The 26,791-nt window shown below is 62.0% G+C and carries 31 protein-coding genes and 1 pseudogene; 31 read left to right on the top strand and 1 reads right to left on the bottom strand.

Annotation, left to right across the window (positions count from 1 at the left end; translation table 11 throughout):
* The 15 genes and pseudogenes from H3O04_RS06815 to H3O04_RS06745 form a co-directional block, all read left to right on the top strand.
* Positions 1-224 (top strand): annotated as a pseudogene (locus H3O04_RS06815) (flagellar basal-body MS-ring/collar protein FliF); the annotation flags it as partial.
* Complete coding sequence (locus H3O04_RS06810) at positions 208-1,260, top strand: flagellar motor switch protein FliG (RefSeq protein ID WP_237666203.1); 1,053 nt, start codon at positions 208-210, stop codon at positions 1,258-1,260. The pseudogene H3O04_RS06815 and the gene H3O04_RS06810, both read left to right, overlap by 17 nt.
* Entirely contained in the window at positions 1,257-1,934 is a 678-nt protein-coding gene (locus H3O04_RS06805) for a FliH/SctL family protein (protein WP_202587384.1), read from the top strand. The genes H3O04_RS06810 and H3O04_RS06805 overlap by 4 nt, the downstream gene beginning before the upstream one ends.
* Positions 1,931-3,238, top strand: coding sequence for a FliI/YscN family ATPase (locus H3O04_RS06800; protein WP_202587383.1), 1,308 nt, complete (start codon positions 1,931-1,933; stop codon positions 3,236-3,238). Before H3O04_RS06805 ends, H3O04_RS06800 begins: the two co-directional genes overlap by 4 nt.
* On the top strand, positions 3,235-3,699 hold the full coding sequence (locus H3O04_RS06795) for a hypothetical protein (protein WP_202587382.1): 465 nt from the start codon (positions 3,235-3,237) through the stop codon (positions 3,697-3,699). Before H3O04_RS06800 ends, H3O04_RS06795 begins: the two co-directional genes overlap by 4 nt.
* Positions 3,700-3,738: 39 nt before the next feature.
* Positions 3,739-5,076: a flagellar filament capping protein FliD gene (gene fliD, locus H3O04_RS06790; protein ID WP_202587381.1), complete on the top strand. Its 1,338-nt coding sequence runs from the start codon at positions 3,739-3,741 to the stop codon at positions 5,074-5,076.
* The gene (gene fliS / locus H3O04_RS06785; RefSeq protein ID WP_416360852.1) at positions 5,073-5,462 is read left to right on the top strand and encodes a flagellar export chaperone FliS; all 390 of its coding nucleotides are present in this window, start codon (positions 5,073-5,075) and stop codon (positions 5,460-5,462) included. The genes fliD and fliS overlap by 4 nt, the downstream gene beginning before the upstream one ends.
* Before the next feature lie 6 nt (positions 5,463-5,468).
* On the top strand, positions 5,469-5,768 hold the full coding sequence (locus tag H3O04_RS06780; RefSeq protein WP_202587380.1) for a hypothetical protein: 300 nt from the start codon (positions 5,469-5,471) through the stop codon (positions 5,766-5,768).
* Positions 5,765-7,012: a flagellar hook-length control protein FliK gene (locus H3O04_RS06775; RefSeq protein ID WP_202587379.1), complete on the top strand. Its 1,248-nt coding sequence runs from the start codon at positions 5,765-5,767 to the stop codon at positions 7,010-7,012. The genes H3O04_RS06780 and H3O04_RS06775 overlap by 4 nt, the downstream gene beginning before the upstream one ends.
* Before the next feature lie 274 nt (positions 7,013-7,286).
* Positions 7,287-8,015: a FliA/WhiG family RNA polymerase sigma factor gene (locus tag H3O04_RS06770; RefSeq protein ID WP_060312381.1), complete on the top strand. Its 729-nt coding sequence runs from the start codon at positions 7,287-7,289 to the stop codon at positions 8,013-8,015.
* Between the two features lie 55 nt (positions 8,016-8,070).
* Positions 8,071-8,943 (top strand): flagellar motor stator protein MotA, encoded by an 873-nt coding sequence (gene motA, locus H3O04_RS06765; RefSeq protein ID WP_202587378.1) that lies wholly within the window; start codon positions 8,071-8,073, stop codon positions 8,941-8,943.
* A gap of 2 nt (positions 8,944-8,945) precedes the next feature.
* Positions 8,946-9,965 (top strand): flagellar motor protein MotB, encoded by a 1,020-nt coding sequence (locus H3O04_RS06760; RefSeq protein WP_202587377.1) that lies wholly within the window; start codon positions 8,946-8,948, stop codon positions 9,963-9,965.
* 79 nt (positions 9,966-10,044) lie between these two features.
* On the top strand, positions 10,045-10,332 hold the full coding sequence (locus H3O04_RS06755; RefSeq protein ID WP_141723481.1) for a flagellar biosynthesis anti-sigma factor FlgM: 288 nt from the start codon (positions 10,045-10,047) through the stop codon (positions 10,330-10,332).
* Positions 10,329-10,754, top strand: a complete 426-nt coding sequence (locus H3O04_RS06750) for a hypothetical protein (RefSeq protein WP_202587376.1) — start codon at positions 10,329-10,331, stop codon at positions 10,752-10,754. Before H3O04_RS06755 ends, H3O04_RS06750 begins: the two co-directional genes overlap by 4 nt.
* A 91-nt stretch (positions 10,755-10,845) precedes the next feature.
* On the top strand, positions 10,846-11,502 hold the full coding sequence (locus tag H3O04_RS06745) for a glucosaminidase domain-containing protein (RefSeq protein WP_237666202.1): 657 nt from the start codon (positions 10,846-10,848) through the stop codon (positions 11,500-11,502).
* 37 nt (positions 11,503-11,539) lie between these two features.
* Here the strand turns inward: H3O04_RS06745 and flgA are convergent, their stop codons facing one another.
* Positions 11,540-12,256, bottom strand: a complete 717-nt coding sequence (gene flgA / locus H3O04_RS06740; RefSeq protein WP_202587374.1) for a flagellar basal body P-ring formation chaperone FlgA — start codon at positions 12,254-12,256, stop codon at positions 11,540-11,542.
* A 238-nt stretch (positions 12,257-12,494) separates the two neighbouring features.
* Between flgA and flgB the strand changes: the two genes are divergently transcribed.
* The 16 genes from flgB to H3O04_RS06660 all read left to right on the top strand — a co-directional run bounded on the left by flgB (position 12,495) and on the right by H3O04_RS06660 (position 26,433).
* The gene (gene flgB / locus H3O04_RS06735) at positions 12,495-12,863 is read left to right on the top strand and encodes a flagellar basal body rod protein FlgB (protein ID WP_050017745.1); all 369 of its coding nucleotides are present in this window, start codon (positions 12,495-12,497) and stop codon (positions 12,861-12,863) included.
* Positions 12,863-13,261 (top strand): flagellar basal body rod protein FlgC, encoded by a 399-nt coding sequence (gene flgC, locus H3O04_RS06730; RefSeq protein WP_069620616.1) that lies wholly within the window; start codon positions 12,863-12,865, stop codon positions 13,259-13,261. Before flgB ends, flgC begins: the two co-directional genes overlap by 1 nt.
* 5 nt (positions 13,262-13,266) lie before the next feature.
* Positions 13,267-13,992, top strand: a complete 726-nt coding sequence (locus H3O04_RS06725) for a flagellar hook capping FlgD N-terminal domain-containing protein (protein WP_202587373.1) — start codon at positions 13,267-13,269, stop codon at positions 13,990-13,992.
* Positions 13,989-15,158 (top strand): flagellar hook-basal body complex protein, encoded by a 1,170-nt coding sequence (locus tag H3O04_RS06720; RefSeq protein WP_202587372.1) that lies wholly within the window; start codon positions 13,989-13,991, stop codon positions 15,156-15,158. Before H3O04_RS06725 ends, H3O04_RS06720 begins: the two co-directional genes overlap by 4 nt.
* 4 nt (positions 15,159-15,162) lie before the next feature.
* A complete protein-coding gene (locus H3O04_RS06715) occupies positions 15,163-15,888 on the top strand; it encodes a flagellar basal body rod protein FlgF (RefSeq protein ID WP_202587371.1) in 726 nt (241 codons plus the stop codon).
* A gap of 51 nt (positions 15,889-15,939) precedes the next feature.
* A complete protein-coding gene (flgG, locus tag H3O04_RS06710) occupies positions 15,940-16,725 on the top strand; it encodes a flagellar basal-body rod protein FlgG (protein WP_202587370.1) in 786 nt (261 codons plus the stop codon).
* Positions 16,725-17,390 carry a flagellar basal body L-ring protein FlgH gene (gene flgH, locus H3O04_RS06705; protein WP_201317437.1) on the top strand — a complete coding sequence of 222 codons (666 nt, stop codon included), beginning with the start codon at positions 16,725-16,727 and terminating at the stop codon, positions 17,388-17,390. The genes flgG and flgH overlap by 1 nt, the downstream gene beginning before the upstream one ends.
* Before the next feature lie 59 nt (positions 17,391-17,449).
* Positions 17,450-18,574 (top strand): flagellar basal body P-ring protein FlgI, encoded by a 1,125-nt coding sequence (locus tag H3O04_RS06700; protein WP_202587369.1) that lies wholly within the window; start codon positions 17,450-17,452, stop codon positions 18,572-18,574.
* Between the two features lie 11 nt (positions 18,575-18,585).
* The gene (locus H3O04_RS06695; RefSeq protein WP_202587368.1) at positions 18,586-18,921 is read left to right on the top strand and encodes a flagellar biosynthesis protein FlgJ; all 336 of its coding nucleotides are present in this window, start codon (positions 18,586-18,588) and stop codon (positions 18,919-18,921) included.
* 46 nt (positions 18,922-18,967) lie between these two features.
* On the top strand, positions 18,968-20,308 hold the full coding sequence (gene flgK / locus H3O04_RS06690; RefSeq protein ID WP_202587367.1) for a flagellar hook-associated protein FlgK: 1,341 nt from the start codon (positions 18,968-18,970) through the stop codon (positions 20,306-20,308).
* A 407-nt stretch (positions 20,309-20,715) separates the two neighbouring features.
* The gene (gene flgL, locus H3O04_RS06685; RefSeq protein WP_202587366.1) at positions 20,716-21,630 is read left to right on the top strand and encodes a flagellar hook-associated protein FlgL; all 915 of its coding nucleotides are present in this window, start codon (positions 20,716-20,718) and stop codon (positions 21,628-21,630) included.
* Between the two features lie 10 nt (positions 21,631-21,640).
* Positions 21,641-22,720: a hypothetical protein gene (locus H3O04_RS06680; protein WP_202587365.1), complete on the top strand. Its 1,080-nt coding sequence runs from the start codon at positions 21,641-21,643 to the stop codon at positions 22,718-22,720.
* Between the two features lie 1,061 nt (positions 22,721-23,781).
* Complete coding sequence (locus tag H3O04_RS06675; protein WP_202587364.1) at positions 23,782-24,297, top strand: CS1 type fimbrial major subunit; 516 nt, start codon at positions 23,782-23,784, stop codon at positions 24,295-24,297.
* Between the two features lie 11 nt (positions 24,298-24,308).
* Positions 24,309-24,830, top strand: coding sequence for a hypothetical protein (locus H3O04_RS06670; RefSeq protein ID WP_202587363.1), 522 nt, complete (start codon positions 24,309-24,311; stop codon positions 24,828-24,830).
* 545 nt (positions 24,831-25,375) lie between these two features.
* Entirely contained in the window at positions 25,376-25,891 is a 516-nt protein-coding gene (locus tag H3O04_RS06665; protein ID WP_202587362.1) for a CS1 type fimbrial major subunit, read from the top strand.
* Between the two features lie 11 nt (positions 25,892-25,902).
* Positions 25,903-26,433 carry a hypothetical protein gene (locus tag H3O04_RS06660; protein WP_202587361.1) on the top strand — a complete coding sequence of 177 codons (531 nt, stop codon included), beginning with the start codon at positions 25,903-25,905 and terminating at the stop codon, positions 26,431-26,433.
* The last annotated feature ends 358 nt before the right edge of the window (positions 26,434-26,791 follow it).

Raw genomic sequence — 26,791 nt, 5'->3', positions numbered from 1 at the left:
CGCAGGGCGCCCACGCCGTATCCGGCGGTCCGGAAACCCCGGCGCTTGCGGCAGCCGCCGAAGCCGACACGCAGCCGCTGCTGCTGGCCGACGCGAATCTCCCGCCGATTGGCTCCGGTGCCGACGTGCTGATCGCACACCTGAAGCATCTGGCCGCTCAGGACCCTGAGCGCGTTGCCGAAGTCATCAAACCCTGGATTCGAGACGATGAGCACACCAACTGACGTACCTGCGACCGTGGACACCGCCGTAACGGCAGGCCTGCCAACCCAGAATCTTGCCGCGGTGGAGCGTGCTGCCATCATCCTGCTCAGCATCGGTGAGGAAGCTGCGGCGGGCGTGCTGCGATGCCTTTCGCGCGAGGAGTTGCTGGACGTGACACTCGCCATGTCACGCATGCAGGGCGTCAAGGTGGAGGCTGTGCAGAACACCATCGAGCACTTCTTCACGAATTTTCGCGAGCAGAGCGGCGTACGGGGTGCTTCGCGCTCGTTCTTGCAACGCTCGCTGGAGATGGCGCTCGGCGGTGTGGTGGCCAACAGCGTGCTCAACAAGATTTACGGTGACGCGATCGGCCCGAAAATGGCGCGCCTGCAGTGGGCGCAGCCACAATGGCTTGCCGATCGCCTGCGCGACGAGCACGTGCGCATGCAAGCCATGTTCCTCGTCTTCTTGCCGCCGGAGCAGGCGAGCCGCGTGATTCAGGCGCTGCCCGAAGCGCGGCGCGAGCAAGTGCTGCTCGATATCGCACGTTTGACCGAGATCGATCATGACCTGCTGCGGGACCTGGAAGACGTGGTCGACTGTTGCATCGCCAACCTTGGCACACAAAGCACGGCCGTCGAAGGTGTGCGGCAGGCCGCCGACATCATTAACCGTATGCCGGGCGACCGCACCCACATGGTGGAAATTCTGCGTGCTCGGGATCCGGAGTTGGTCGCGGCGGTGGAAGAGCTCATCTACGATTTCGCGGTGATCGCGAACCAGGATGATGAGGTGATCTCCGTCATTCTCGAACATGTCGACACGGCGCTGTGGGGCGTGGCGCTTAAGGGCGCCGACCCAGCCGTGCGCGACGCATTGTTGCGCTCGATGCCGCGGCGCGCGGTGCAGGCCTTCGAGGAGATGTTGCGCCGGGCGGAGCCCGCACTCCCCAGCAAAGTCGAGTCGGCGCGCCGCGAAATCATGGACATCGTACGAAGACTTGCCGACGACGGCGACATCGAACTTCGGCTCGTGGCGGAGGAAGCACTTCGATGAGGACGTACCGACGCTATGCATTTCCCTCGCTGGCACGCATTCGCGCGGCAAGCGAGCAGCTTGGCGGATTCACCGCGCCCGACGAGGCAGGCCTGCTCTCTGAGCAACTGCATGTACCTCCGGCCGGAGAATTACTTGAAGAAGCGCGGCAAGCGGGTTATGCGGACGGCTTTGCCGCCGGCGAACGAGTCGGCGCCGAAGGCGCACGCCGCGATGTGCGTTCTGGGTTCGATGCGCTGGTAGCACCGGTCGACGCGCTGGTTCGTGGCTTCCAGCGCGTGCAGGAAGCGTATCGAGCCAAGGTGCGCAGCGAAGTGGCTGAGCTCGTTGGCGACGTTGCCCGGCAGGTTGTGCGTGCGGAGCTTGAAACTCGTCCTGAGCGGATCCTCGCGTTTGTGGATGAAGCCGTCGGCACGCTGACGAAACCGCCCGAATCCGTCAGCGTGCGACTGAACCCGGCCGATTACGCGCGCCTGGCTGAAGCGGCACCCGACCGAGCGCAGGGCTGGCAACTGGTGCCGGACGACCGGCTCGAGCCCGGCGAATGCCGCGTGCGGGCCGATGACATCGAAATGGACGCGGGCTGTGGTCAGCGCCTTGTCGCCTGTATCGAGCGGATTACCTCGCAGCTTGCGCATGCCCATGCCGATGACTCGGACGGAGTGCCGGCATGAACCATTCCGTACTCGGCAAGCTCGACCTTGGCGATGTGCCTGTCGCAAGGCCGGTAGGGCGCTTGTCCGCCGTCTCGGGCCTCCTGCTTGAAGTGACCGGCTATGCATTCGAAACCGGTCAGCTCGCACGTATCGAAACCGCATCGAATGACTGGCTCGATGCGCGCGTGGTCGGCTTTCGGGAGGGCGTGTCGTATCTGATGCCTTTCAGGCCCGCAGAAGGTTTGACCGCGGGCGCGCGCGTGTTTGGCGATGAAGGTGCGCGCACGCTGTCGATCGGCGCTGCATGGCGGGGCCGCATCGTCGATGGCCTCGGTGAACCGATCGACGACCGTGGTCCGCTTGTCGGCGACGCGGCGCTGGATCTGGCTCCCCCGCGCGTGAACCCGCTGCGCAAGCAGCCGGTGAACGGTGTGATGGACGTAGGCGTGCGCGCGATCGACGGCATGCTGACGTTGGGCCGCGGGCAGCGCGTTGGCCTTTTTGCTGGCAGTGGCGTTGGCAAGAGCGTGCTGCTCGGCATGATCGCGCGCCAGGCCGCGGCCGATGTGGTGGTGGTCGGCATGATCGGCGAGCGTGGCCGCGAGGTGCGAGAGTTCATCGAGCATTCGCTTGGCCCCGAAGGCTTGTCCAAAGCCATCGTCGTGGTCGCACCGGCGGATGAATCCCCGCTGATGCGTTTGATGGCGACTGAGTTGTGCCACGCCATTGCCACACACTTTCGCGATGCCGGTAACGATGTGCTGCTGATGGTCGATTCCCTCACGCGTTACGCGATGGCGCAGCGGGAAATCGCGCTGGCGCTGGGGGAGCCGCCTGCCACACGCGGCTATCCGCCCTCGGTGTTCGGCATGTTGCCACGCCTGGTGGAGCGTGCGGGCAACGGCGAAGGTGCTGGCAGCATGAGTGCCATCTACACAGTGTTAGCTGAAGGCGACGACGAACAGGACCCGGTGGTCGACACGGCGCGTGCGATTCTCGATGGTCACATCATGCTGTCGCGCGATCTCGCCTCCCAGGGGCATTACCCGGCGATCGACGTGCTGCGCTCGGTCAGCCGCTGCATGTCGCTCGTGGCGCCGCGCGAGCAGATCGACGCGGTACGCAAGGTCAAGCAAATGATGTCTCGCTACGCCAATGTTCGCGATCTGATCCCGCTGGGCGGCTACGTGGCCGGCGCGGATCTCGTTACCGATCACGCCGTGAAGATGCACGACCGGATCGAAGCCTTCCTGTGTCAGGCGCAGGACGAGGTCGCGCCGCGCCAGGCGACGCTGGATATTCTGGCGGAGATTGCCGCATGAACGCCCGACATGTCGTTGCCGGACTTTCGCAACTCGTTGCGATGCGTGCGAAGGAAGTGGATCGGCTGGAAGTCGATGTTGCCGCGCGCGACGCGGAAGGCGCTCGCTATCGCCATCATATTTCGCAAATGACTTTGCTGATGCAAAGCGTCGACACCGGTACGCAAGTACATCCCGAGCATGCGATGAACGGTGCGCGCTATCGCTCTGCGATCGCCAATCTGATTCATCTGCACCAGCGTCAATTGGCAAAGCACGAGGCATTGGTCGCGGGCTTGCGCGCGGATTTGTGCCGCGCACGCCTACGGTACGAGCAGATCGATCGAGTTCGCAGCAAGAAGCTTGGCGCGCTCGAACTCGAGAAGCGCGCACGCGATCGCAAGCTCGAAGACCAGCAGGCTTCCCAGGCATGGCTGCGCAGGCGGCTGTCGCAGCAACGTTCGATATCCAACCCATTCTGATCAAGCGAGGACGCCATGTTCGGCAGTATTGGAGACCCAGTGGCAAGCGCCAAGGCGCTTACCGAAAAGTACATGCAGAATGCAGTTCAGCGCCTGAAAAGCCAGCAAGCGGGCAACGCGGTTGCCCAGGCCGGGCTTACCCGGTTACAAGGCGCGTTGAGTTCGTTTCAGACCGCGTTGAAGGGCTTGTCCGGTGTTGGTGGCATCGTCAAACAAAAGGCTTCGCTGTCGAACCAGGCGCTAGGCGAAGCCACGGCGGCGGCCAGTGCGCAGCCCGGTCGTTACGCGTTCTTCGTCAAGCAACTCGCGTCGGCGCATCAGGTGGCCTTCAAGGGCCTCTCGTCATACGGTGCCAAGGACGCGGGCACACTCGGGATCGCACTCGCGAACGGAGAATCGTTCAAGGTGGACCTATCGGCAGCCAACGCCGACGCGAGCGGCAACGTGTCGCCGGCCGAACTGGCTCGCGCGATCAACCACGCCGCCGGCAACAAGGGCAAGGTATCTGCCTCGATCGTCACGATCGAGGGTGAGCAGCGTCTCGTGCTGACCTCGGGCGAGACCGGCGAGGCCGGTGCCATTTCGCTCGACACCAGCGGCATCAGCGATACAGCGCTGTCAGCTGCCCTGTCGGGTACGCCGGACAAACTGTCGGTGGCACGAGACGCCATATTCAAGCTTGGCGGAAAGAGCGGCGTCGAAATCAAGCAGGGCAGCAATACTTTCACTGGCATTCAGGGCGTGTCCGTCACGTTCAAGCAGTCGATGGTCGAAAGCGACGCGTCATTGTTGCTCGATATCAAGCTTGACCACGGCGGCACGGCCGACGCCGTGCAGGCGTTTGTCGATGCATATAACAAAGCAATGGGCGTGCTGGCCGAGCTGACCAAGGTCAACCCTGACAATCCATCCAACGCAGGGCCGTTCGTCGGCGATGCCGGTGTGCGCAATCTGCAACAGCGAATGAACGCGCTGTCGCGCGCCACAGTGGGCGAAAGGCGGATGTTGGACTACGGCATCTCAGCGGACCGTACCGGCAAGCTGTCGCTCGATACGGACAAGCTGAAAGCCTCGCTGGACAAGAATCCAAATGGTCTCGCCGCCTTGTTTGCCGATCCTGAGAAGGGCATCGTCGCGCGCATGGACGCCTACCTGAAGACATGGACCTCCTCCGTCGACGGTCAGGTCAAGCGTCGTCAGGAGTCGGCCGAGCTTATTCAGCAATCGTTAAAGAAAAAGGAGCGTTCGCTCGAAGTGCAATACCGTCAGGTCTATGACCGATATCTGACCCAGTTCACGCGCGTGGCGGAACTGCAAAAGCGGATGGAATACACGAAGCAGTTGCTCGACGACCTCGTTAGCGGAAACAAGAAATGATGACCGGACATGGTTACGGCAATTACCAGACGACGAACCTGGCGAGTCAGGCGGCAAGCGCGTCGCCGGTACGGTTGGTGATTGTGCTGATGGATGGCCTGCTCGACGAGATGGCGCGCGCGCGCGCCCATATCGAAGCTGGACGCTACGAAGAGAAGGGCAACAGCCTGAACAAGTGCATCGGCATGCTGCATGGTCTGACCAGTGCACTCGATTTCGACGCCAGCAACGAGGTCGTCGTCAATCTTGCCCGGCTGTACGAGTACTGCACGGTGCGCCTGAATGAAGCCGGGCTCACTCTGGATCCGGTCCTCATCGATGAAGTCTCGATGCTGATTCGCACGCTGCGCGCGGCGTGGGAAGGCGTCGATCAACGATTCGGATGATCGACCATGGACCAGAGCGACTACGTGCTACGACTTGCAATGCGCGTCCGACAAGCGATTGTGAAGTGCGATTTCGACGCGCTGGTGTGCCTGAGCGTCGAAGTACACGATATCGTGAGCAACATGGCAACCGGAACGGCGTTGACCGCTGCCGAGCTGGAAGCACTGAGACTTCTGACGATCGCGCACCGCGTCGCTATTTCGTTATTGGAAATTGAATCCGAACGGCTGATCGAGGCGATGAGCGATCTCAATGATCGCCGCGAAGTCTGGCAGGCCTATGCAGTTCAAGGGAGCCAGCAATGATGAGCGGTCTTTCGGCAACGGCCGACCTTGCGCCGGCAACGGCAGCCGACGGTAGCGCCGTGCTGGCTGCAGTGCTCGGCGTGCAGCCATCCGTGTTGACCGATGATTTCGAGGCCTTGCTGGTGGAAGGCTCCGGACTGGACGACGGCACGGACGCCACGGCGGATCCGGTGTCGGTGCCGGATCCGTGGTTGGCACTGGCGCGAGCGCCTGAAACCGAACCGCCGGCCGGCGACATGCCATCGTTGCAGGACGGCGCGGTGGCCGCACCGGGCCTTATGCAGGCGCTGGAAGCACGTGCAGTCGACACTGTCGCACCGGACCGGACGACAAGCGGCGCACCGGTCGATACCGTCGCAATGCAACGCCTTTCCACCATCGTTTCGTTGCCGGCACACACGCAGGGGACAGCGCAACCAGTGGACTTGTACCGGCGCGGCACGATCGAGCAAGCGGCTTTGCCGCAAGTTGATGCGAAGGAACCGGTCGCGCCCATGCTGGCCGCGCGCCTGTTCGACCATCGATCGAGTGCGGTACCTGGGGCGCTGTTGAACCAAAGCATGAATCTCGCGACGACGCACGTGTCGCCGATCTTCGGCCCGCTCGCGTTCGGTGACGCAATCGCTTCGACAGAGCCATCTCCGGTCACGCCCGACTGCGAGGTAGGCACCCGCGCAACACAAGCCGAACTGTCGACGGAAGCGGCAAGGGTACCGGAAGTGGCAAAGGCACCGGAAGCGGCAAAGGTGCCGGAAGCGGCAAAGGTGCCGGAAGCGGCAATGGTGCCGGCAACGGCTACGAGTGCGCCGACCGCGCGTCAGCAGAAGCTGATCGACGCGTTGGGAGAGCGCCTGAGCGTGCAGATGGCTCAGGGCGTGCGTCAAGCCGTGATCCGACTCGAGCCGGGTTCGAACGGATCGATACGCATCGAACTACGCCAGAACGTCAACGGCATGGCAGTTCATTTGTCGGCCACTCATCCCGAGGTCGTTCTCCAGTTGCAGGCGATCGGAGAAAGCTTGCGCCAGGATCTGGGCGCGCGACATGGTGGCGACGTGACCGTGCAAGTCTCGGCAGGTCGGCAAAGCCATGGCGAGGCAGGCGGCTCGGGCGGCCGCGAGCACCATCCACGCGATGAGCCGCCCACGCGAGGGCCTGGTGGCGGTTTGGCCTCCGCAGGCGGCGATTCGATATTCGAATTGGCGCCTCGCGAATTCGCGTACGTGAAGAGGGCGACGACGTGATCCGGAACGCACGGCAACAAGGGCAACACGCGGCCGTGCAATCTGATGCCGGATCTGCTGCTTTCGGCTAACGAAACGAATTGCGCGAAGGGCTGCCGGCGCTGAGCGAGAGGGTCGGAAGCGTACCGGCCACGCGCACGCTGGTCGATGTGCAGTGCATGGAATAGCTCGAATCAGCAGCATTGCTCAATTTGGAATACGAACATTGTGCTGCGGCACCAATCGCACGCTCTCGTAACGTGACGGTAACGAAGGCCATGATGGACCGAATACGATGACTGCAACGATCTACACCGAATACCAAAGTGTACAGCGCGAGAACCAGGCGTTGTCCCCCGCCGATGAGGCGCGCTGGATGGCGCGGTATGCGCCGCTGGTGAAGCGCATCGTGCGCAAGCTCGCGTCGCAGGCGGGTGGGGCCATGGAGGCCTGCGACCTCGAGCAACTCGGGTTGATGGGTCTGCTCGAAGCGCTGCGTCGCTACGGTGAGCCCGATGACGAATTCGAGCATTTTGCGCTATTTCGCGTGCGGGGCGCGATTCTGGACGAACTGCGCCGCCAGGACTGGCGGCCGCGCTCGGCACGCCAAGGTGCTCACCGTCTGCGCAGCACTGAGCGGGCACTGCGCCGGGAACTGCGCCGCGATCCTACGAAAGAAGAAGTGTGCAACGCGCTGGAAATCGGCGACGACGAATACGAGCAGTTGCAACTGGACGACTGCGCACAAGAGTTCGTCAGTTTTGACGCCTTGCTGGAAGAGGACGCGGAACGGTACGAGTGCGGCGGCAGCGACGGCATCGAACACCGCGCCATGCTGCGCCACTCGCTTGAACAGGCGCTGGGCGTGCTCGATGCGCGCGAGCAGCAGATCATCCAGCTCTATTACGAATTCGATCTGAGTCAAGCGGAGATCGGGGCGGTGCTGGGCCTGACGCGGGCTCGAGTCTGTCAGATCAACAAGAGCGCGCTGGTCAAGATGCGCAAGCGCCTCGCTCAGCATTGACAGTGAAGAATATTGCGCCGCTCCCGTCGGACGGCGCACAGGTCGGGAAGGAATCATGCAACAGATATTTGGAATTTTGATCGTGCTTGGCTGCGTCTTCGGCGGCTTCGTATTCATGGGGGGCGATTTTCGCAAGCTCTGGCAGCCTGTCGAATTGTTGATCGTCGTCGGCTCGGCCGTTGGTGCGCTGGTGCTTGGCAATTCGCGCCACGTGCTCGTCGACATGGGCAAGCAATTGCGTAAGGTGATGGGCAGGCGCAAGCGCACGGCCAACAAGGAACTCCAGCGTCAGCAACTGCTGCTGATGTATGAGCTATTGAACATCGGCAGAGACCTCAAGGCGCTCGACAACCACGTCGAGAACCCGCACGAAAGCCGGCTGTTCCAGCGCTACCCGCTGGTGCTCCAGGGCCCCGAGCTGCTTACCTTCATTGTCGACAACCTTCGCTTGATGGCGATGGGCAAGATCAGTTCACACGAGCTGGAAAGCGTGCTCGAGCAGGAGCTGGTTGCCATTCAAGAGAACATCGAGTTGCCATCGCGCTCGCTCAAAAAGATTTCGGAAGCCATGCCCGGCTTTGGCATTGTGGCTGCGGTATTGGGCGTGGTGATTGCCATGGGCAGACTTGGAGACGGCGCGAGCGCGGCCGAACTGGCCGAGAATGTCGCGGCCGCCATGATTGGCACGCTTATCGGCATTTTCTTCTGTTACGGCGTTTTGGATCCGGTGTCGAACCTGGTCAAGCAGGCGATGAAGGCCGAGATGTCGGAAATGGAATGCATGAAAGTGATACTGGTGGCCTTTGCTGGCGGCAAGCCACCGCTGCTGGCGATCGATGCGGGCCGTCGCATGATGCAACCGGCCTGCAAGCCGAGCTTCGCGCAGCTCGAGGGCTGGATCGGCCAATTGGACGCGGGGCGTGAATGAGCTTGGATAGCACCCACGAAAGCGTCGCAACCGAAGATGCGCCCGTCGCGCCCGCGACGGCCACTCCTGCCAAGCGAGGTGAACGCCGGGCGGCCCCCGTCGGCTTGATCGTCAAACGCCCGGTTCGGCGCGATTACGACGACGATCATGGCGGTGGCTGGAAAGTCGCGTTCGCCGATTTCTGCCTCGCGCTGCTGTGTGTGTTCATGTTGTTGTGGGCGCTCAGTGCACGCGACGAGGAGACGCGCCGCAAAATGGACGCAATGGTCGACAGTGCACTGTACGACGACGACTGGGACATGCCGGCCAGTGCGCCGTTGGGGCCGACTACTCGCGCGTTGCAGGACACGTTGGCGTCGCACGTCGCTGACGATGGAGCTGGCGACGTGAAGCGCAGCCAGTCGATGGCGGATAGCCGCGAGGCGATGGACGCGCTTGCCGAGCGTGTGCGCAAGCTCGGCAAGGACGCGGGGGTGCTCGACAACGTTCAAGCGATCGTCACGCCAATGGGCTTGCGGGTCATGCTGCACGATACCGAAGAGCGCGGCGTGTTCGTCAGTGGTGGTGCGGTACCTTCCGAGCCGTTTCGACCGATGCTGATCAAGCTGGGCGCGCTCATGGGCTCGATCGGCAATCCACTGTTCGTACTGGGGCACACCGATTCGGTGCCGTATCGCAACTCGGACGCCGGCTCGCGTTCGAACTGGGATCTGTCGGTGGATCGCGCGATGTCCGCCCGGTCGTGGCTGCTGCGAGGCGGCGTGAACGCCGAGCAAGTGATGCAAGTGATCGGCATGGCCGACCGGGCGCCGCTGGTGAACAATCCTCGCGCCGCAATCAATCGACGCATTGAATTTCTGGTGCTGACGCCGGAACGCGCCCGCGCTATCTGCTCCATGTTCGGCCCGGTCGACCAAGTCGTGCCGCTGACGCCCGGCATTAACGCCACGTCGGCCGGCGATCCTGACGCGGGCCGAGTCGGTGCGGAGGTCGGTGTGAAGCTCGACAAAAAAAGGACTTAACAGATCGATCCGCTTGCTCGTTCTGAAGGAGTGTGAACGGGTAACAATTTTGAGGGCCGCGGGGCCTTAGGGTGACATCATGCGAATTGCTAATCTGGCGGCACACGCCGCAGTCAATGGAGCGGAAGGCGTACAGCGTTCCGAGGGCGTGCGCCACAAGCGTACTGTGGCGTCAACCGAAGTGGTGCACGAAAAGACCCGTGATCGCCTGGTGCTGGATGCGGCACGCGCCGTGCTGGACGAGACACCGGAAATCGACATGGTTCGGGTGGCTCGCGTTCAGGCCGCGCTGGCCGCCGGCAAAATCCGGTTCGATGCCTGCAAGCTTGCGGGCACGATTCAACGTTATCACGGAGGTAGCGAATGACGGGCACGGGTTCCCCGCACCAACTGCTCGTGGATGTTATCGCCGACTGCGTTGGCTACCGCAAGCTTGTACAATTGCTGGAAGATCAGTTTGCTGCGGCGCGGCAACTCGATACCGTGAGGCTTGGCGTGCTCGCTGGCGTGATCGCAGCTGAGGCCGATGCGATTGACATGCGGCGCCGCTACCGCATTGAGCGGCTCGGTCAGGTGCCGGGTGCGGTGCTGGAACTTGGTCGGCGTCTGCTGGCCGACGACAGGCACGCAATGCAACGCGCATCGTTCGTCGAGCGGTGTGAGGAAGTGAAGCTGCTTGCGGCGCGATGCCACGCCCTCACTCGGCGCAACAGCGGCCTCTTGGTCGCGCAGTACGAGGTGATGCAGCGTCTGGTGTACGGGGAAAGCCACACCTATGTTCCGGCCTGACGTCGCATTCGTGCCCGCCGCGCCGGGTCCGTCTGCCCGCACTCCCTCTCCCGTTGCGTCCGCAAGCGAGTCGGAGGTGGGCTTTGGCTCGTTGTACGCATCGCTGAATCGCGATATCCGCGGCACGATCCGTAACGGGTTCGGCCGCTCGAACGAGCCGCAGCTTTCGTCGCAGGCGGCAGCGTGGACCAATATGATGCGAGCCCGCGCGGAAGCGCTCGCGAAGCCGCAGCAGGGTGTCTTGGGAAGCGGCGCGCCTGCGACGGGGCCGAACTTCGCCGATTCGGATCAGCAGGCCTTTCTGGCCGAGATCATGCCGCACGCTCGTCGTGCGGGTGCGATGATTGGCGCGGCCCCGGAACTGATCGCCGCGCACGCGGCGCTTGAATCCGGCTGGGGGAGCAAACCGCTGAAGAACGTACGCGGCGAGACCACTCATAACCTGTTCGGTATCAAATCGACGGGCGGATGGGCGGGGGAGTCGGCTGCTGCCGTCACCACCGAGTATGTCAACGGTTCGGCCGTGAAGATGGTCGACCACTTCCGCGCGTACCGAAGCTATGGCGGCGCCTTTCATGATTACGCCAAGCTGCTGCGCAATTCGCCCCGCTATGCCGGCGTGCGCAACGTAGGCGACGACGCTAGCGCATTCGCCAGCGCGCTCAAGCATGGTGGTTACGCGACCGATCCTGCCTACGCGACCAAGCTTGTGGAAATGGTAGGGCTGGTCAAGCGGATGGTTCGCTGACGTTCGTTATGGCCGGGTGCCGACGGCCGTGTCACCTCTACTTCGTCACGCCGACCGGCTCGACGGTGTCGGCACTGATCACCCGCGCGAAGATTACTTTGCCGGTGCTCGCGTTTTTCACGCGGATAACCTCGTCGACCGCGCCATTCTGTATGGCGGTGCCCGGCACGGATACGCGTATCGGCCCGGAATTAGCCTCGATTTGGACCGCCTGACCGCGGCGGATGGTTTCCGCGCGGTTGAGTAGCCGCGCCTGGATCACCTGGCCGGCTTTTACCGTGCGGCGCAGCATGCGCCCAACAGCAAGGGTGGGATCGGTCAGCGCATCGGGGGTGAGCGCAAAGTCGCGGACATCCTGCTTGAAATCCGCTTCGTTGAGCGTGTGGCCGGAGCGCAACGCGGTTGCCGCTACCAGCACTGGCGTGTCGATATGAGCCTTCACCAGATAGGTCGTGGCGCGCGGGTCCCCCTTGCAGCGCACTGAAAAACGCATGCGGGTCAGCGTCTTGGTGTCAGTCGCGGCGATTTCGTAGGGCTCGCTGCACGTCGGGGCGGGCCGACGCGGGGGCGACACCGCGACTGAAGCATGGGGTTTGGTCAGCGCGCGATCGGCAACATAGCGCTCAAGCCACGTCAGAGCCGCCTTCTCGACCTGCGGAACGGCCGGATCGCCTGGATGCGCCGCGGCGGGGGCGGGTGCCTGCGCAAAGGCTGCAAGCGGCATCGCCAACGCCGCGATGACTGCTGCCAGCACCACATGCTCGTGCGGTTGCTTGCGGGAGTGTGTCGGAGCCATCGCATCCTTTTTCTTGAACTGAATGTCGCTCGATTATAGGGCGCCGCGCGGCTGTAGCGAACGCTCGAGCGCCGTGTTCAAGTTCTGTAAAACCTCTTCGCGGCCACGTTCGCCAGCCCGTAACCTCCACCCGGTCTATGACTCAACCGCTGCCCGGTAACAACCGCGCGGCACTTTCCGGAGGCAAGCCGCCACTATGGGATTGAATCTCGAACAAGCACTTGGCGTACATGCGGCCGCACTCAAAGTGCGTGCCGAGCGCACCAAGCTCCTTGCATCGAACTTGGCCAACGAATCGACGCCGGGCTACCAGGCGCGCGACCTGGACTTCCGTGCGAGCCTCGGCTATGTGCTCGCCAACGATGCCTTCGATGCCGCGCTGCGATTCGGTGGCGATGAACCGATGTACCGCGTGCCCAGCAGTCCCTCGCAAGATGGCAACACCGTCGAACTCGGTGTCGAGCAGGCGGCGTTCTCGCAAAACGCGGCGGATTTCCAGGCCAGCCTGACATTCGTCAACATGAAAATCAAGGGTCTGAAATCCGCCATCACGGGGAACATCTGATGAGCTTCAAGGACATTTCGCAGATCGCGGGTTCGGCGTTGTCCGCACAAGCCGTGCGACTCAACACCATCGCCAGCAACCTTGCCAATGCAGGTACGTCCGGCACCGAGGAAACCGCGTACCGCGCGCGCAAACCGGTATTCGCATCGGTGTTCCAGAACGGCGGTGCGCGCGTGCAGGTGCTGGACGTGATTGCCACCGACGATGCGCTCGCTGCTCGACATGAGCCGGGCAACCCGCTGGCAGATGAAAACGGCATGGTGTTTTACTCGAACGTCAGCGCCGTCGAAGAAATGGCCGACATGATGGCCGCATCGCGCGCGTTTTCCACCAACGTCGAGGTGCTCACGCGCATCAAGGGTATGCAGCAGGACCTGCTGCGCATGGGTGAGGGCTGAACACGGTGGATATCCAGAACAATGTCAACAACCTTACTGGCACAGGCGGTTCGGTCGCCACGCCGACAGCAGGCAATGGCGGAGGCGATGTGTCGGCCATGTTCACCCGGCTGTTGGTCGCGCAGGTCAAGAATCAAGATCCGCTGGCGCCGATGGAAGCCAACCAGTTCGTGACGCAGTTCGCGCAGATGAGCCAGGTGGAAGCCATGCAAACGCTTGCCAACCTGAGCGCCGCCAACGCCAGAACGCAGGAAAGCATGCTGGTCGTGACGCTCGGCTCGCAAGTCGGATCACAAGTGCGCGTGCGGTCGGAAAAGGTCGAGTTGGGCGATGCGGTGGTCAAAGGGGGCTTCAGGCTCGAATCGTCGGCGTCGGAGGTCGGCGTGATCCTGACCGACGGGGGCGGCACCGAGTACAGGGTCTCGCTCGGCGCAAAACAGGCGGGCGACGTCGACTTCAACATCGACCCCGCGGAGCACGGCCTGCCGCCTGGCAATTACACACTCCGTGCGGTTGCCGACTCCGGCGAGAAGCCCTCCGTCGAGCTCGATGGCAATCTGCAAAGCGTGCGTCTCGGAACGGATGGTCGCGTGATCTTGACGATCGCGGGCATTGGTGATGCGGCAGCCACGGACATCACTCGTTTTCTCGGCCGTTCACATCAGCAACGTATGTCTTCGGAAACCGCGTCTCCCCAGCGTCTCCCCATTTCAAAGAGGTTCCAGTCATGAGTTTCAACATCGCGCTCGCCGGCATCAACGCCATCAACGGGCAGCTCAACCAGATCAGCAACAACATCGCCAACAGCGGCACGCTCGGCTTCAAATCAGGCCGCGCCAACTTCGCGTCGAGTTACATCAATGCGATGCCGTCGGGCGTATCGATCGGTTCGACCTCGCAGTCGATGGACGTCACCGGAAATTTTTCCGCGACGGGTCGCAGCATGGACGCCGCGATCGCAGGCAAGGGGTTCTTCATCTCTCGCGACACCGACGGCTCGATGGTGTATTCGCGCGCCGGTGTGTTCAACATTGACAAGAACGGCAACGTGACCGATTTCATGAGCCGCGTCGTGCAGGGGTATGGCGCGGACGGGGCACTGGGCAGCCTGACGATTCCCAGGGGCTCGATTCCCGCACAGGCGAGCAGTTCGCTGGAATACGTCGGCAATATGTCTGCCGACTGGACCAAGCCGACGGTCTCGCCATTCAACAAGGACGATCCGAAGTCGTACAACGGCATCTCGGCCGCCACCGTGACGGATTCTCTCGGTCGCGAGCATACCGTCACCCAGTATTTCGTGAAGGATGCGGGCAACAAGATGCAGGTCTATTACGCGATGGACGGTCAGGATGTCGGCAGCCCCGTGGAGCTGAGCTTCGACAACACCGGCAAGCTGGTAACGCCGGCCTCCACCGTTCAACTGGACCTCGGCACGCCGACCGATGCCGCACCGATGTCGATTGCAATCAGCTACGCCGGCACGACGATGTTTGGCGGCAAACAGACGACCGACAGGTGTCGGGCCGACGGCTACAAGGCCGGCACCGCGACCGGTGTGTCGCTGGCCGAGGACGGCTCGATCGAGGTGCAGTACAGCAACGGCAAGAAGCTGTCGGCCGGCCAATTGGCCATCGCGACGTTCCAGAACGAAAACGGCTTGGTGCCGGTGGAGGGTTCCGCCTGGCAGGCCAGTTCCGCTACCGGTGAACCGCTGGTCGGCAAGCCGGGTACCGGCATGGCCGGCAAGCTCGCCGTGCGCGCAGTCGAGCAGTCGAACGTAGACATGACCGCAGAACTCGTGAGCCTGATGGGCGCACAGCAGAACTACCAGGCCAACTCGAAGGTGCTGTCGACCGAAAACGAAATGATGCGCGCGTTGATGCAGGCGCTGTAACGCGATGGACAATTTCCTCTACACCGCCATGACCGGCGCCGAGCATTCGCTGCGCGCGCTCAACGTGCGAGCCAACAACCTTGCCAACGCGCAGACCAGCGGCTTTCGCGCCGATCTGGCCAGCGTGACAAGCGAGGCAGCCAGGGGTTATGGCTACGACTCGCGTTACCACGCAACGCTCACGTCGACGCATGTGAATCAGGAGCCGGGCAAGATCAGCGAAACGGGGCGCACGCTCGACGTGGCCATCGACGGAGCCGGCTATCTGGCGGTGGAAACCGCTCAGGGCGTGGCGTACACGCGAGCTGGCGCGCTCACGCTCGACGGCGATGGCGCACTGACCCTGAACGGCAATGCGGTATTGGGAGAAGGCGGTCCGATCGTGCTGCCCGAGCACGACGCGTTGACGATCGGCGCGGACGGCACGATCTCCGTCGTGACGGCGGGCGAGAAGGATGTGCAGGACGCGGGTCGCCTGCTGCTGGTGAACCCGGAGCCGACCGACCTGGTGAAGAACGCGCAGGGCCTCATCGTTTCGCGCACCGGTACCGACTACGCGGCGGACGACAGCGTGACCGTCAAGGGCGGCCACTTGGAAGCCAGCAACGTGTCGGCCGTCGAGGAAATGATGCAGACGATGTCGCTCACGCGCTCATTCGAGATGCAGATGAAGCTATACAAGGTAGCCGATGAAATGGCCGATGCCGGCAACCGGCTCATCCGTGGATAAGCGGTCGGCTGGACCGGCGCCTAACGAATCAACCAACCCTGAAGGGCAACGATGAATCACGCAATGTGGATCAGCAAGACGGGCATCCAGGCCCAGGACGCGAAGCTGCAGGCGATTGCCAACAACCTTGCGAACGTCAACACGGTCGGTTTCAAACGCGATCGTGCCGTGTTCGAAGACATGTTCTACCGTGCCGAGCGCCAGCCCGGCGCGCAAGTATCGGACAACGCAACGGGGCCGGGTGTGCAACTCGGCAACGGCACGCGGATTGCCGGCACGCAAAAGGTGTTCACAACTGGCGCGCTCCAGGAGACCGGCCAGCCGCTGGACGTGGCCATTGTCGGCAATGGCTTTTTGCAGGTGGAAATGCCGAACGGTGAAGTGGGCTACACGCGCGCCGGCCAGTTGCGGTTGAACGACCAGGGCCGGCTGACCAATGCACAGGGCCTGCCTCTCTTGCCGGGTATCGACATTCCACCCGAGGCGGTTGGCATCACCATCAGCGAGAACGGGACGGTGTCGGTTTCGACGGGCGCAGGCAAGACGCTGGCCGAAGTCGGTCAACTCCAGCTTGCCCAATTCGTGAATCCGGCCGGCCTGCTCGCATTGGGTGGCAACCTGTACGCAGAAACCGTTGCCAGCGGCGCGCCCACCGAAAGCGAGCCCGGTCAGAATGGCATCGGAACGCTCAAGCAAGGTGCGCTCGAGGGGTCCAACGTATTGGCCGTGGAAGAAATGGTCGAGATGATCGCTGCCCAACGCACCTACGAGATGAACACCAAGGTGCTGTCGGCCGCCGACAACATGATGCAGTACCTGTCGCAGGCTGCGCGCTGATGACGGTCACCCGCTTCGTTGCCATGGGCGGTGTGCTGGCCTTGCTGGGCGGCTGTGCGACCGGGCCGTTCGATCGTTCGCTGCCGGACTTCGACGACGGCATGCCCGATACCGTTTTCGATGTCCGCCGAGGCACCGCGGGCGGCGTGCTGGTTCCCGATCAGGCGTGGTCGCTCACGTCGGACGTGCGCGCCTTCCGCGCCGGCGACGTGTTGACGGTGGATCTCGAAGAGTCGACCCAGGCGAGCAAGAAGAGCGGCACGCAGGTCGGCAAGGACAGCAGTCTCAGCGCCAAGAAGCCGTCACTGTTCGGCAAGGCGCTGCCGGTCGAGGCCGAACTCGGCACGAAGAGCGGGTTCAACGGCGCGGGTTCCAGCTCGCAACAAAACACGCTGCGCGGCTCGGTGACGGTGGTGGTGCTGCGCGTGATGCCCAACGGCCTGCTGCAAGTGCGGGGCGAGAAGCGCCTCGTGCTCAACCAGGGCGAAGAGAATGTACGTCTGGCGGGTTATGTGCGTGCTGCCGATATCGATTCGAACAATCGTGTGTCGTCTCAACGCGTGGCGAATGCGCGCATTACCTACGCGGGCCGCGGGTCGCTGGCGGATGCAAACCAGCCAGGCTTGTTGACCCGATTCTTCAACAGCCCGTGGATGCCGTTCTGAGTTGAAGACGACGAACAGACCGAACCGGGTCGATACCCAATCGACCGCAGGATGAAACGATGAAACCAATCCGACTCACCACCCGCGCCGCCGCCCTGGCTATCGTAATCGGCATCGCACTAAGCAGCACAATTGAAGCGTACGCACAGACCGTCGGTAACCTGGTCGACGTAGAGGGCGTGCGTGAGAATGCGCTTGTCGGCTACGGCATCGTGGTTGGCTTGGCGGGATCGGGTGACGGCACGCAAGCCAAGTACACCACCCAGTCGCTGACGAATATGCTCAAGCAATTCGGCACGCGACTGCCGGAAAATATCAATCTGCGTTCGCGCAACGCGGCCGCGGTGATAGTGAGCGCGACGTTCCCGCCGGGCTATCGCCGCGGCCAGAAAGTGGACGTGACCGTTTCATCGCTCGGTGATGCGAAGAGCCTGCGCGGCGGCACACTGCTGATGACCCCCTTGCGTGCGGCGGACGGCGACGTCTATGCGCTGGCGCAGGGCAACCTGGTGATTCCAGGTCTGAACGTGCAAGGGCGCAGCGGCACCAGCGTCACCATCAATACGCCCACCACGGGCCGGATTCCCAAGGGTGCGACGATCGAGCGGGAGATTGCCACCGATTTCGCCGACACGCCCACCGTACGCTTGAACCTGAAACGTCCGGATTTCCAGACCGCCTCCAGTATCGCCGACGTGATCAACAACGCACTCGGCAGCGAAGTCGCCAGCACGGTGGACGCCACCTCGGTGGATGTGGTCGCCCCCCAGGTACCGAGCCAGCGCGTGGCGTTCGTTGCCCGCCTGAACGCGCTGAAGGTGAGTAAAGGCGCGGAGGTGCCGCGCGTTGTCTTTAACTCGCGCACCGGTACGGTCGTTATCAGTCAGGGCGTGACGGTCAAACCGGCGGTCGTCTCGCACGGCTCGCTGAAGGTGACGATCGCCGAAGGCACGATGGTCAGCCAGCCGAACGCATTCGCCAACGGCAGCACCGTGACGGCGCCCGTGAGTGAGATCGGGGTGACGCAGGCGGGCGGCAATGCGTTTCAGTGGACATCGGGCGCTAGCCTGCAAGCGATCGTCGACACGATCACCCGCACCGGTGCCACGCCGGATGACCTGATGGCGATCCTGCAAGCCCTTTCCGAAGCTGGCGCGCTGACGGGCGACCTGGTGGTGATCTAACGAGGAATTCGATGATGACGCTTGAACCCGGATACCTGCCACACGCACAGTACGCCGCGATTGAGACCGCCTCCATCAAGGCATCGGATCCAGCTTACCGCGCACGCGTGGAAGATGCAGCCGTGAAATTCGAAGGCCTTTTCATCGCGCAGATGTTGAGCGAAATGAAGAAGGCGACCGACCAGCTCAAGGGAGACGATGGTTTTGCCGACCGTTCCAGCGAAGCAATGCTTGACTACGCGAACCGTGCGGTGGCCGATGCCATCGCGAAGCAACGTGGCTTTGGCATCGCGGACACGCTGGTCGCGCAGATGCTGCCGCCTGACGCGACGCCGTCGAAAGACTGATGCATTAACACATTCACCGCCACACTTTTTGTATTCGAACCTCACTATGAATATTACCCAAATTGGTTTGTCAGGCGCGCTCGGGGCGCGAGCGGCAATGGACAGGTCGGCGCGCAACACGGCAAACCAGCAGACCGTCGGCTACACGCGCCAGGGTGTGCTGCGAACCTCGCGCGTGAGTGGTGGCGTCGATGCGAGTTCGGTGATCCGTTTCGGTGATCACACCAACACGCAGCAGAAGTGGGCGTCGCACGGATCGGTCGGCGAGCACCGGGCGGCGGAATCGTACTTCCGTCAGCTCGAGGAAGTGATGGGGCTCAAGGACGGCAGCATCAAAGTCTCGATGGGCAAGTTCTTCAGCGCGCTGGATGCGGCCAGCGCCGATGTGGCCAACTCAGCGCTGCGGCAGCAGGTGCTGCTGGCTGCCGGTGGCATGGCGAAGAGTTTCAGCAGTATGCAGCAGATGATGCGTGGCCAGCTCGATACGCTGCGCCAACAGAGCACGGCCACCGTGGAGCAGATCAACGGTCTATCCCGAACTGCCGCCGAGTTGAACCGTCTCGTCGCGGAAGCGGAAGCCAACGGTGGCGCACCGTCCGAGCTCATCGATCAGCGCGACCAGGCCATCGACCAGTTGTCGGCGCTGGTCGACATTCGCACCGTTCGTCAGCCCGACGGCACCGTCGACGTGAGTCTTGCGGGCGGTACGCCGCTCATTGCGGGCCATCAGGTCGCAAAGATGAGGGTGGAAGCGCTGTCCGGCGGCACGTTCGAACTCAAGCTGGAACTGGCCGGCACGCAGTATTCGGTGGACGGTGCCAAGGTCGGCGGTGAACTGGGCGGCTTGTCGTCTTTTGCAAAGGACACGCTGCTGCCGCAGATGGAGGCAATCCGCTCGCTGGCGGCCGAACTTGCGGGCAGCTTCAACGAGCAGGCCACTGCCGGCTTCGGCATGGGAGGTTCGCCGGGCAAGGCGCTGTTCACGTTCAATCCGGTAACGGGCCACCTGACGGCTAACGAGATGAAGCCCGAGGAACTCGGCTTTTCGGGCGATCCAAAGACCCCTGGCAACAGCGACAATCTTCTCAAGCTGATCGAACTGCGCTCCCGACGTATCGATTTGCCGGGCTTCGGCGAGGCGTCGTTGGGCGACGCATACGTGCAGTTCGTCGGGAAGCTCGGCGCGCAGAGTGAGCAGAACCAGTCGAGTTTGGCAATTGCCGTCAATGTTCGCCAGCGAGCGGAAGAAGCGTGGCAGTCGCTGTCGGGAGTCAGCATGGACGAGGAAGCCGTCAATCTTTCCGAAGCCCTTCAGGTCTACTCGGCCAACATGAAAGTGATTTCCGTCGCAAAGGAATTGTTCGACGCGACAATGCGCGCTTTCTAAGCGGGATGGAATGGATGGCTCGCACCTGCGAGCGGTGTGAGCCAATGAAGGGACGCCAGGAAGCCGTTCTCTCAAAGGTGAGCGGCATCAAAGAGCCCGGTTCGGCAATCGCAATTGTCGATGCAGTGGGGAAATCCGGTGCGATCGGTACGACGGCGTGTGGTCGCCCATACCGGAAAGGCTGCGTGACCGTGACGCCGGCGTAAGCGGCGGCACGGCGCGTCGAAGACTAACGTTTAACACAGGGAGAACGTCGAAAGATTGCAAGGTAATCGCATGTGGTTGAAGGCCAGGTGGCACCGCGATTCACTCAATCGGAATCGCGCTACGGGTTTCGAAGGGCAACTGAGCCTCGGTACGACCACAGGAAAGCTATTGCGGTCGGGATGCGTTCAGTACAGGGCACCATGCGTATCGCCAGTCAACACTTCGGCAACACCATGCTCGCGACGCTACGCGCGTCGAACAGCAAGGCCGCCGATCTCACGTCCAAGATATCCACGGGCCAGCGAGTGCAGCGGGCATCGGACGACCCGATTGCGGCCGCGCGGTTGCTGCTGATTGACCGCGACACCTCGCTGCTTCAGCGCTATCAGAACAACATCGATACCCTCTCGGTGCGCTTGCAAAAGAATGAAGTGCATCTCGACGGTATGCTCGACACGGTGATGTCCGTGCACGATTCGTTGCTGTCTGCCGCCGACGGTAGTCGTAGCGCGGCCGACCTGAATGCGCTCGCCGCGCCGCTGCGCATGCGGCTCGACAACCTGAAGCAGGCCGCCAACGCCAAGGATGGCGACGGCAACTTTCTTTTCTCCGGCTCGCAAACGAATACGGCGCCGATCGCATATGACGCGACCGCGCCTGTCGGCAGCCGCTACTCGTACGCCGGCAATGGTGAACTGCAGCAAGTGGTGATCGGCCACGGTGTCACGCAGAACGCGAACGTCACGGTCGAGCCTCTGACCGACGTGATGAACAAGCTGGAGGCGGCGATTGCGGCCATGGAGAATCCTGAAGTCGATCCGAGCGCACCGGCGGTGCGCGGCGTCTTGAGTGCGGCATTGGATTCGGTCAAGCGCAACGGTATCGATGCCCTGAGCGTGAAGATTACCGATCTGGGCGGTGCCCAGAACACGCTGGATCTGATGAGCGAGAATCATTCGGCGCAGCTCGTCGCCAACGGGCAAGCCGTTAGTCTGGTGGGGGAACTGGACTTTGCCGAGGCGATCGACCAGTTGAACAACTACATCGCAGCCGTGAAAGGTTCGTACGCGATCTATACGCGCATGACGCAGTTGTCGCTGTTCGACGCAATCTGAGGCCCCGCTGATGAAGATGGGATCTACCCCACCCGTTCGCGGTCGGCTGGTTTCCCGGCGTGACGATGCGCATGTGGCCAGCCGCGTGCAGCGTGGTGCTCGTACGAAGGAGGCCGCCCCACCGCCCGCGGCGCCGATCGCCCATCTGCCGGCATCGGGAAATTCCGCCGTGGCGCCGCGCTTCCCGGACGTGTCGGTCGCCTTCACCGCACGCCACGCACAACTGAACGCCGACGTGACGGTCGCGCAGCGCGGGCTGGCGTTTGTCGAGACGGCCGCCGGGCAGTTGCGCGGGTTGAAGCGGGCGATCGGCATGGCCTTGAGCGGCGCGGAACGCAGCGGCGACGGTGCTGCCGCGGTTATTGCGAAATTCGGCGCGCTCTGGCGAGACCGCGCAGTGCTGGCGGGCGGTGTGCTGGATGCGCAGTTGGTGGTGCATCCAGCTGCCGATGCAGTATGTACGTTCCGCATGCGCGCGCTCGATGTCGAGCAATGGCGAAGTGGCGGCGCGGAAACGCTCGTTTTCCACCCGGCCGGCTTGGGCAAGCAGCCGGTATCGGTCAGCTTTGGAGAGGCGCCGCTCGACGCAGCCGCCTTTGCGCGCGAGCTGGACCGTGCGCTGGCCTGCACCGGCGTTCGCGCGGCGCTGGCCGCGGACGGCCAGATTGATTTCACGGTGGCGGAATCGCGCTGGCCCATCGTGCGCGATCATCTGATGGTGCAGGGCGGCGGCAGGCGGTTCCCTGGAGGCCGTCCCAGCCGCGCGCAAGTCGACGCGGCGCCGGAAGCCATCGATCCAGCGCGCTGGCAAGTCACCGACCGCGTGTCGCAGCGCGCGGCATTGCGCGAGGTGGTGCGCGCGCTCGACGGGTTGACGCAAGCGGACCGCACGCTGCGCGCCCAACTCGATACCGCGGGACACGCCCTGCAAGGCGACAAGTACGGGCCCGCAGTCGTGCGGGCGACGACGGACATTCAGTCGGTATCCGACGCGCTTGCTGACTCGGCAGACTTCAAAGTGCTGTCCGTCGTCACGTCGACGTTGTTCGGTCTGAGCCGCAGGAGAGTCGAAGCACTACTTGTGCATTGACGGTGTGGGGGCGAGAAAAAGCCTCACGGTCCCGATGTGGGCAGGCACGTACGTGCGTGAAGTATGCTCGGGGATCGAAGTCGCTCAATGGCGTCGTGTCGATTAGACAATCCATCGCTGCCGCGTTCGACGCCACGTTTGGAACTGACGAACGAGTTGTTGCGCCTCCCGATCGCGATACCACGCAGCGCTCGCTCGGCAATCCGGTTGCGGATCGCGGCCCCGCACGTCGCTGCGGCTTCCCGACACGATTGGAAGAGCGCGATGACGATTTCGCACTGCTTTACCCGTATCGAGTCAACATCGGGGGCTGAATCTCAACGCGCCTCCCATACGGAAGTCCGGATGTCTCCGGCAGGAGTTGGAACCGAGCGGCGTGGCGCTGATTGAAGACGCACGCCGCGCTGCTCACGTCATCCCCGAATTTCTCTAACGCCGCCGGCTCGAAGCCTGTGCCGAGGCCAACCCGAAACTCATTTGAGACATTTCTGATCGATGTGGCTTGCCACTGTCGGTACCATCAATTTCATTGGACTCCGCCGACAGGGTTCAAAATCTTGGCCACTGGAAACGAAAGGAGAGGGCTTCGGTGAATAACAATCGATGCGAAAACAAGGTAGTCGTTCTGGAGGTCCACCCCGGTGACTATCATCATGTAGAGCGGGCCGCAGAGAGGTTGGGCTACGGAACCCCGGAGTTTGTGATGTTGAGTGCCTCGCTCGTCGCATCCGCCATCGCGAACGGCGACGATGCACTAAGAACGCCGGCGGCATTGCGCGAGAGCACTGACCGTTGGTCTCGATGACGCAAGGCGTCGAGCTGTACTCCAGGCGGTAACTCTCGCTCGACATCCCGGTCATCAAGTGCAATGCGTAGCCGTTAGTTGTTGGTCACAGGGCTCGACCGGGGATGGCTTCAATGACATCGATTAGCAATCCTACTGTGAAAAAGGTGGGCACAAATAAGAGTTGTCTGATTGGGCCGGGCTGATCAGAGGCAGAAAATGTGATTGGCGTGCGCATCCTATTGCGCTGCCCCTATTAATCATTCGTGGAGTATGTATGCATCAATCAATCGTTCGTGCGTGTCTGCTGGGCGCGGTCGCAATTGCCGGGACCGCGCACGCGGAGGTCAAGCAGCAGTCCTTTGAGATCAAGCTGAGCGCCGAGGTGCCGGCGGTGGGCGGCTTCGAGATCAAGGAGGAGGGCTGGAACAGCGCCGAGCCGCTGAAGCTCGATTGGAACGAGGCCGAAAAGAAGTTCGATTCGAAGAAGAAGAGCGTGCTTGCGAAAAGCGGGGTAGGCAACGTGCAGGTCAAGTTCTCGACCTCCGATGATCCAAAGCTCAGCCACGAAAAGAAAGATGACGCGTTCTTCAAGTTGGGTGTGAAGGTCGGCGGCAAGGATGTTGGCGTTGATCCCGTCGAGGTGGTGACGAAGGACGAAGCGAAGAACGGCAAGTCGATCGAAGTGGAGATCATGCCGGGGGAAGCGAGCGATGCGATGAAGGATAGCCTGGTGGCGGGTGACTATACGGGCACGGTGTCGCTGATGTTTGAGACTAAGGTCGACGGGTAAGGAGGAATGCGGTGAAAAAGCTGGTATTGGCAGTTGCAGCGAGTGCATGGGCTATGTCGGTGTATGCGGCAAATCCGGATCCGATCAATCTCAATGTTCAGATCAAGGGCGAGGTGCCCTCGCAGGATTTTTTTGATGTTACGGTGAACAGCGGGGATTTGAATAACGTTGTCTTTACGCATCCGGACGGGTGGACGAAGGGCAACTCGTCAAAAGTTGAGCTGAGCTGGAAGGTGCGCAGCAGCTATGGTGGAGTCCGCATGCTGGCCGGCAACTTGAATGAGGAGGCATCTATTGAAAACGTTACTGGCGACGCCATGCCGATCCGCTGGAACGTCTCGACGCTCAACAATAGTAACGGCTTCGTAGGCCCCTATAAAGTGGGGACTTGGCGCGAGGTTGTTGATGCAGAGGTAGCGAGGACGGGCGGACTGGCCAGGTTGGCACTGTGGGTAAAGCTTGATGGAGCGCCGCGCCCCGGATCATACAGCGGAACGTTTCCAGTGGTCTTCGAGACCGGGTTTGAGGAGTGACTTTGGCCCATGCCTCGGCACTGACGAGACCTTTATCCCTCTGCGCCAATTTGGTGGTGGAGAGGGATTTTCTCTGAAGCTCGCGACTCTCTGCGTCGCTCAATTGGGTTGGCGCATCTTCGAAAATGGGTCTTGTGGGCTTCGTCTCGCGATGGTTAGAGGTCACCATCACAAGAATTAGAGATGGTCTGTTTTTTCCGTCTCCATCGTCACTGATGTCGATGCAAGACATGCAGGATGTCGTTCAATGCTGCGCCGTCATGCACTGTGCGTCGGCGGCCACCTTTGGGTGAAGGCGTGAACACCTGAATCGGCGGCTCTAGTGCCGCCCATAACTAGTTCTGATTTTGCGTCTGACCGTGCCGCAACAATATGGCACTGAAAGCTTTGCGTCGCCGTTGTGTTAGAAACTCTAAGTGATCCTATATTCATCGGCAGTGCACAAATAAGAGTTGTCTGATTGGGACGGGCTGACCAGAGGCAGAAAATGTGATTGGCGTGCGCATCCTATTGCGCTGCCCCTATTAATCATTCGTGGAGTATGTATGCATCAATCAATCGTTCGTGCGTGTCTGCTGGGCGCGGTCGCAATTGCCGGTACCGCGCACGCAGAAGTCAAGGAGCAGTCCTTTGAGATCAAGCTGAGCGCCGAGGTGCCGGCGGCGGGCGGCTTCGAGATCAAGGAGGAGGGCTGGAACAGCGCCGAGCCGCTGAAGCTCGATTGGAACGAGGCCGAAAAGAAGTTCGATTCGAAGAAGAAGAGCGTGCTTGCGAAAAGCGGGGTAGGCAACGTGCAGGTCAAGTTCTCGACCTCCGATGATCCAAAGCTCAGCCACGAAAAGAAAGATGACGCGTTCTTCAAGTTGGGTGTGAAGGTCGGCGGCAAGGACGTCGGCGTTGATCCCGTCGAGGTGGTGACGAAGGACGAAGCGAAGAACGGCAAGTCGATCGAAGTGGAGATCACGCCGGGGGAAGCGAGCGATGCGATGAAGGATAGCCTGGTGGCGGGTGACTATGCGGGCACGGTGTCGCTGATGTTTGAGACTAAGGTCGACGGGTAAGGAGGAATGGGGTGAAAAAGCTGGTATTGGCAATGGCAGTGAGTGCATGGGCTATGTCGGTGTACGCGGCAAATCCGGACCCGATCAATCTCAATGTTCAGATCAAAGGCGAGGTGCCCTCGCAGGATTTCTTTGATGTCACGGTGAACAGCGGAGATTTGGATAACGTTGTCTTTACGCATCCGGATGGGTGGACGAAGGGCAACTCGTCAAAAGTTGAGCTGAGCTGGAAGGTGCGCAGCAGCTATGGTCGAGTCCGCATGCGGGTCGGTAATAAGGGTGAGAGCGTATATATTAAAAACGCTAGTGGCGACGCTATGCAGGTTGCCTGGAACGCCTCGACGGTCGACAACAGGGACTGGATAGGGAGCTGGATAGGCCCCTATTGGGTGGGGACTCGGCACGACGTTGCTGGTGCAGAGGTAGCCAAGACAGGGGGGCTGGCCGGGTTGGCACTGTGGGTAAAGCTTGATGGAGCGCCGCGGCCCGGAGAATACAGTGGAACGCTTCCAGTGGTCTTCGAGACCGGCATCGAGGATTGAGGTTGTGCTTTCGCTCGTGCATGTGCGGTGCTCCCCGCCAGCGCACGACGACGGACTCGTCCCTATAAGTCGGGGCGAGTCCGTCTTTTCGCAGGCGCGGGTTCAATGGCCATTGCGTGCCGGCATGACGCAGGCCCGTCCAAAAAAAACCAGCGCCGCTTTTCATTATTTAATAATCTCAAGATTTAACAAGCCGCTCCTGGTCTCCCAAATCAGATTTCTCTGATTCGTTTCGGTCATTCAATTTCCCATAATTGCCTCAGTCGACACCGACCGCGTCCCGTCGGCGTTGCGCTTCCCGGCCGTCCACACCGAGAAATTGCCGCGCGCCCGTTGCGGTGGTTCTGCTCGCGTGGCT

Origin of the sequence: Burkholderia sp. KCJ3K979 (assembly GCF_016759955.1) — a bacterium.
GTDB lineage: Bacteria > Pseudomonadota > Gammaproteobacteria > Burkholderiales > Burkholderiaceae > Burkholderia > Burkholderia orbicola.
The sequence above is the reverse complement of the archived record's forward strand: the minus strand, read 5'-3'. Positions and strand labels throughout refer to the sequence as shown.

Coding starts and splice junctions, on each gene's coding strand:
- H3O04_RS06810 (WP_237666203.1), top strand. CDS start 208: ATGAGCACACCAACTGACGTACCTGCGACCGTGGACACCGCCGTAACG.
- H3O04_RS06805 (WP_202587384.1), top strand. CDS start 1,257: ATGAGGACGTACCGACGCTATGCATTTCCCTCGCTGGCACGCATTCGC.
- H3O04_RS06800 (WP_202587383.1), top strand. CDS start 1,931: ATGAACCATTCCGTACTCGGCAAGCTCGACCTTGGCGATGTGCCTGTC.
- H3O04_RS06795 (WP_202587382.1), top strand. CDS start 3,235: ATGAACGCCCGACATGTCGTTGCCGGACTTTCGCAACTCGTTGCGATG.
- fliS (WP_416360852.1), top strand. CDS start 5,073: ATGATGACCGGACATGGTTACGGCAATTACCAGACGACGAACCTGGCG.
- H3O04_RS06780 (WP_202587380.1), top strand. CDS start 5,469: ATGGACCAGAGCGACTACGTGCTACGACTTGCAATGCGCGTCCGACAA.
- H3O04_RS06775 (WP_202587379.1), top strand. CDS start 5,765: ATGATGAGCGGTCTTTCGGCAACGGCCGACCTTGCGCCGGCAACGGCA.
- H3O04_RS06770 (WP_060312381.1), top strand. CDS start 7,287: ATGACTGCAACGATCTACACCGAATACCAAAGTGTACAGCGCGAGAAC.
- motA (WP_202587378.1), top strand. CDS start 8,071: ATGCAACAGATATTTGGAATTTTGATCGTGCTTGGCTGCGTCTTCGGC.
- H3O04_RS06755 (WP_141723481.1), top strand. CDS start 10,045: ATGCGAATTGCTAATCTGGCGGCACACGCCGCAGTCAATGGAGCGGAA.
- H3O04_RS06750 (WP_202587376.1), top strand. CDS start 10,329: ATGACGGGCACGGGTTCCCCGCACCAACTGCTCGTGGATGTTATCGCC.
- flgB (WP_050017745.1), top strand. CDS start 12,495: ATGGGATTGAATCTCGAACAAGCACTTGGCGTACATGCGGCCGCACTC.
- flgC (WP_069620616.1), top strand. CDS start 12,863: ATGAGCTTCAAGGACATTTCGCAGATCGCGGGTTCGGCGTTGTCCGCA.
- H3O04_RS06720 (WP_202587372.1), top strand. CDS start 13,989: ATGAGTTTCAACATCGCGCTCGCCGGCATCAACGCCATCAACGGGCAG.
- H3O04_RS06715 (WP_202587371.1), top strand. CDS start 15,163: ATGGACAATTTCCTCTACACCGCCATGACCGGCGCCGAGCATTCGCTG.
- flgG (WP_202587370.1), top strand. CDS start 15,940: ATGAATCACGCAATGTGGATCAGCAAGACGGGCATCCAGGCCCAGGAC.
- flgH (WP_201317437.1), top strand. CDS start 16,725: ATGACGGTCACCCGCTTCGTTGCCATGGGCGGTGTGCTGGCCTTGCTG.
- H3O04_RS06700 (WP_202587369.1), top strand. CDS start 17,450: ATGAAACCAATCCGACTCACCACCCGCGCCGCCGCCCTGGCTATCGTA.
- H3O04_RS06695 (WP_202587368.1), top strand. CDS start 18,586: ATGATGACGCTTGAACCCGGATACCTGCCACACGCACAGTACGCCGCG.
- flgK (WP_202587367.1), top strand. CDS start 18,968: ATGAATATTACCCAAATTGGTTTGTCAGGCGCGCTCGGGGCGCGAGCG.
- flgL (WP_202587366.1), top strand. CDS start 20,716: ATGCGTATCGCCAGTCAACACTTCGGCAACACCATGCTCGCGACGCTA.
- H3O04_RS06680 (WP_202587365.1), top strand. CDS start 21,641: ATGAAGATGGGATCTACCCCACCCGTTCGCGGTCGGCTGGTTTCCCGG.
- H3O04_RS06675 (WP_202587364.1), top strand. CDS start 23,782: ATGCATCAATCAATCGTTCGTGCGTGTCTGCTGGGCGCGGTCGCAATT.
- H3O04_RS06665 (WP_202587362.1), top strand. CDS start 25,376: ATGCATCAATCAATCGTTCGTGCGTGTCTGCTGGGCGCGGTCGCAATT.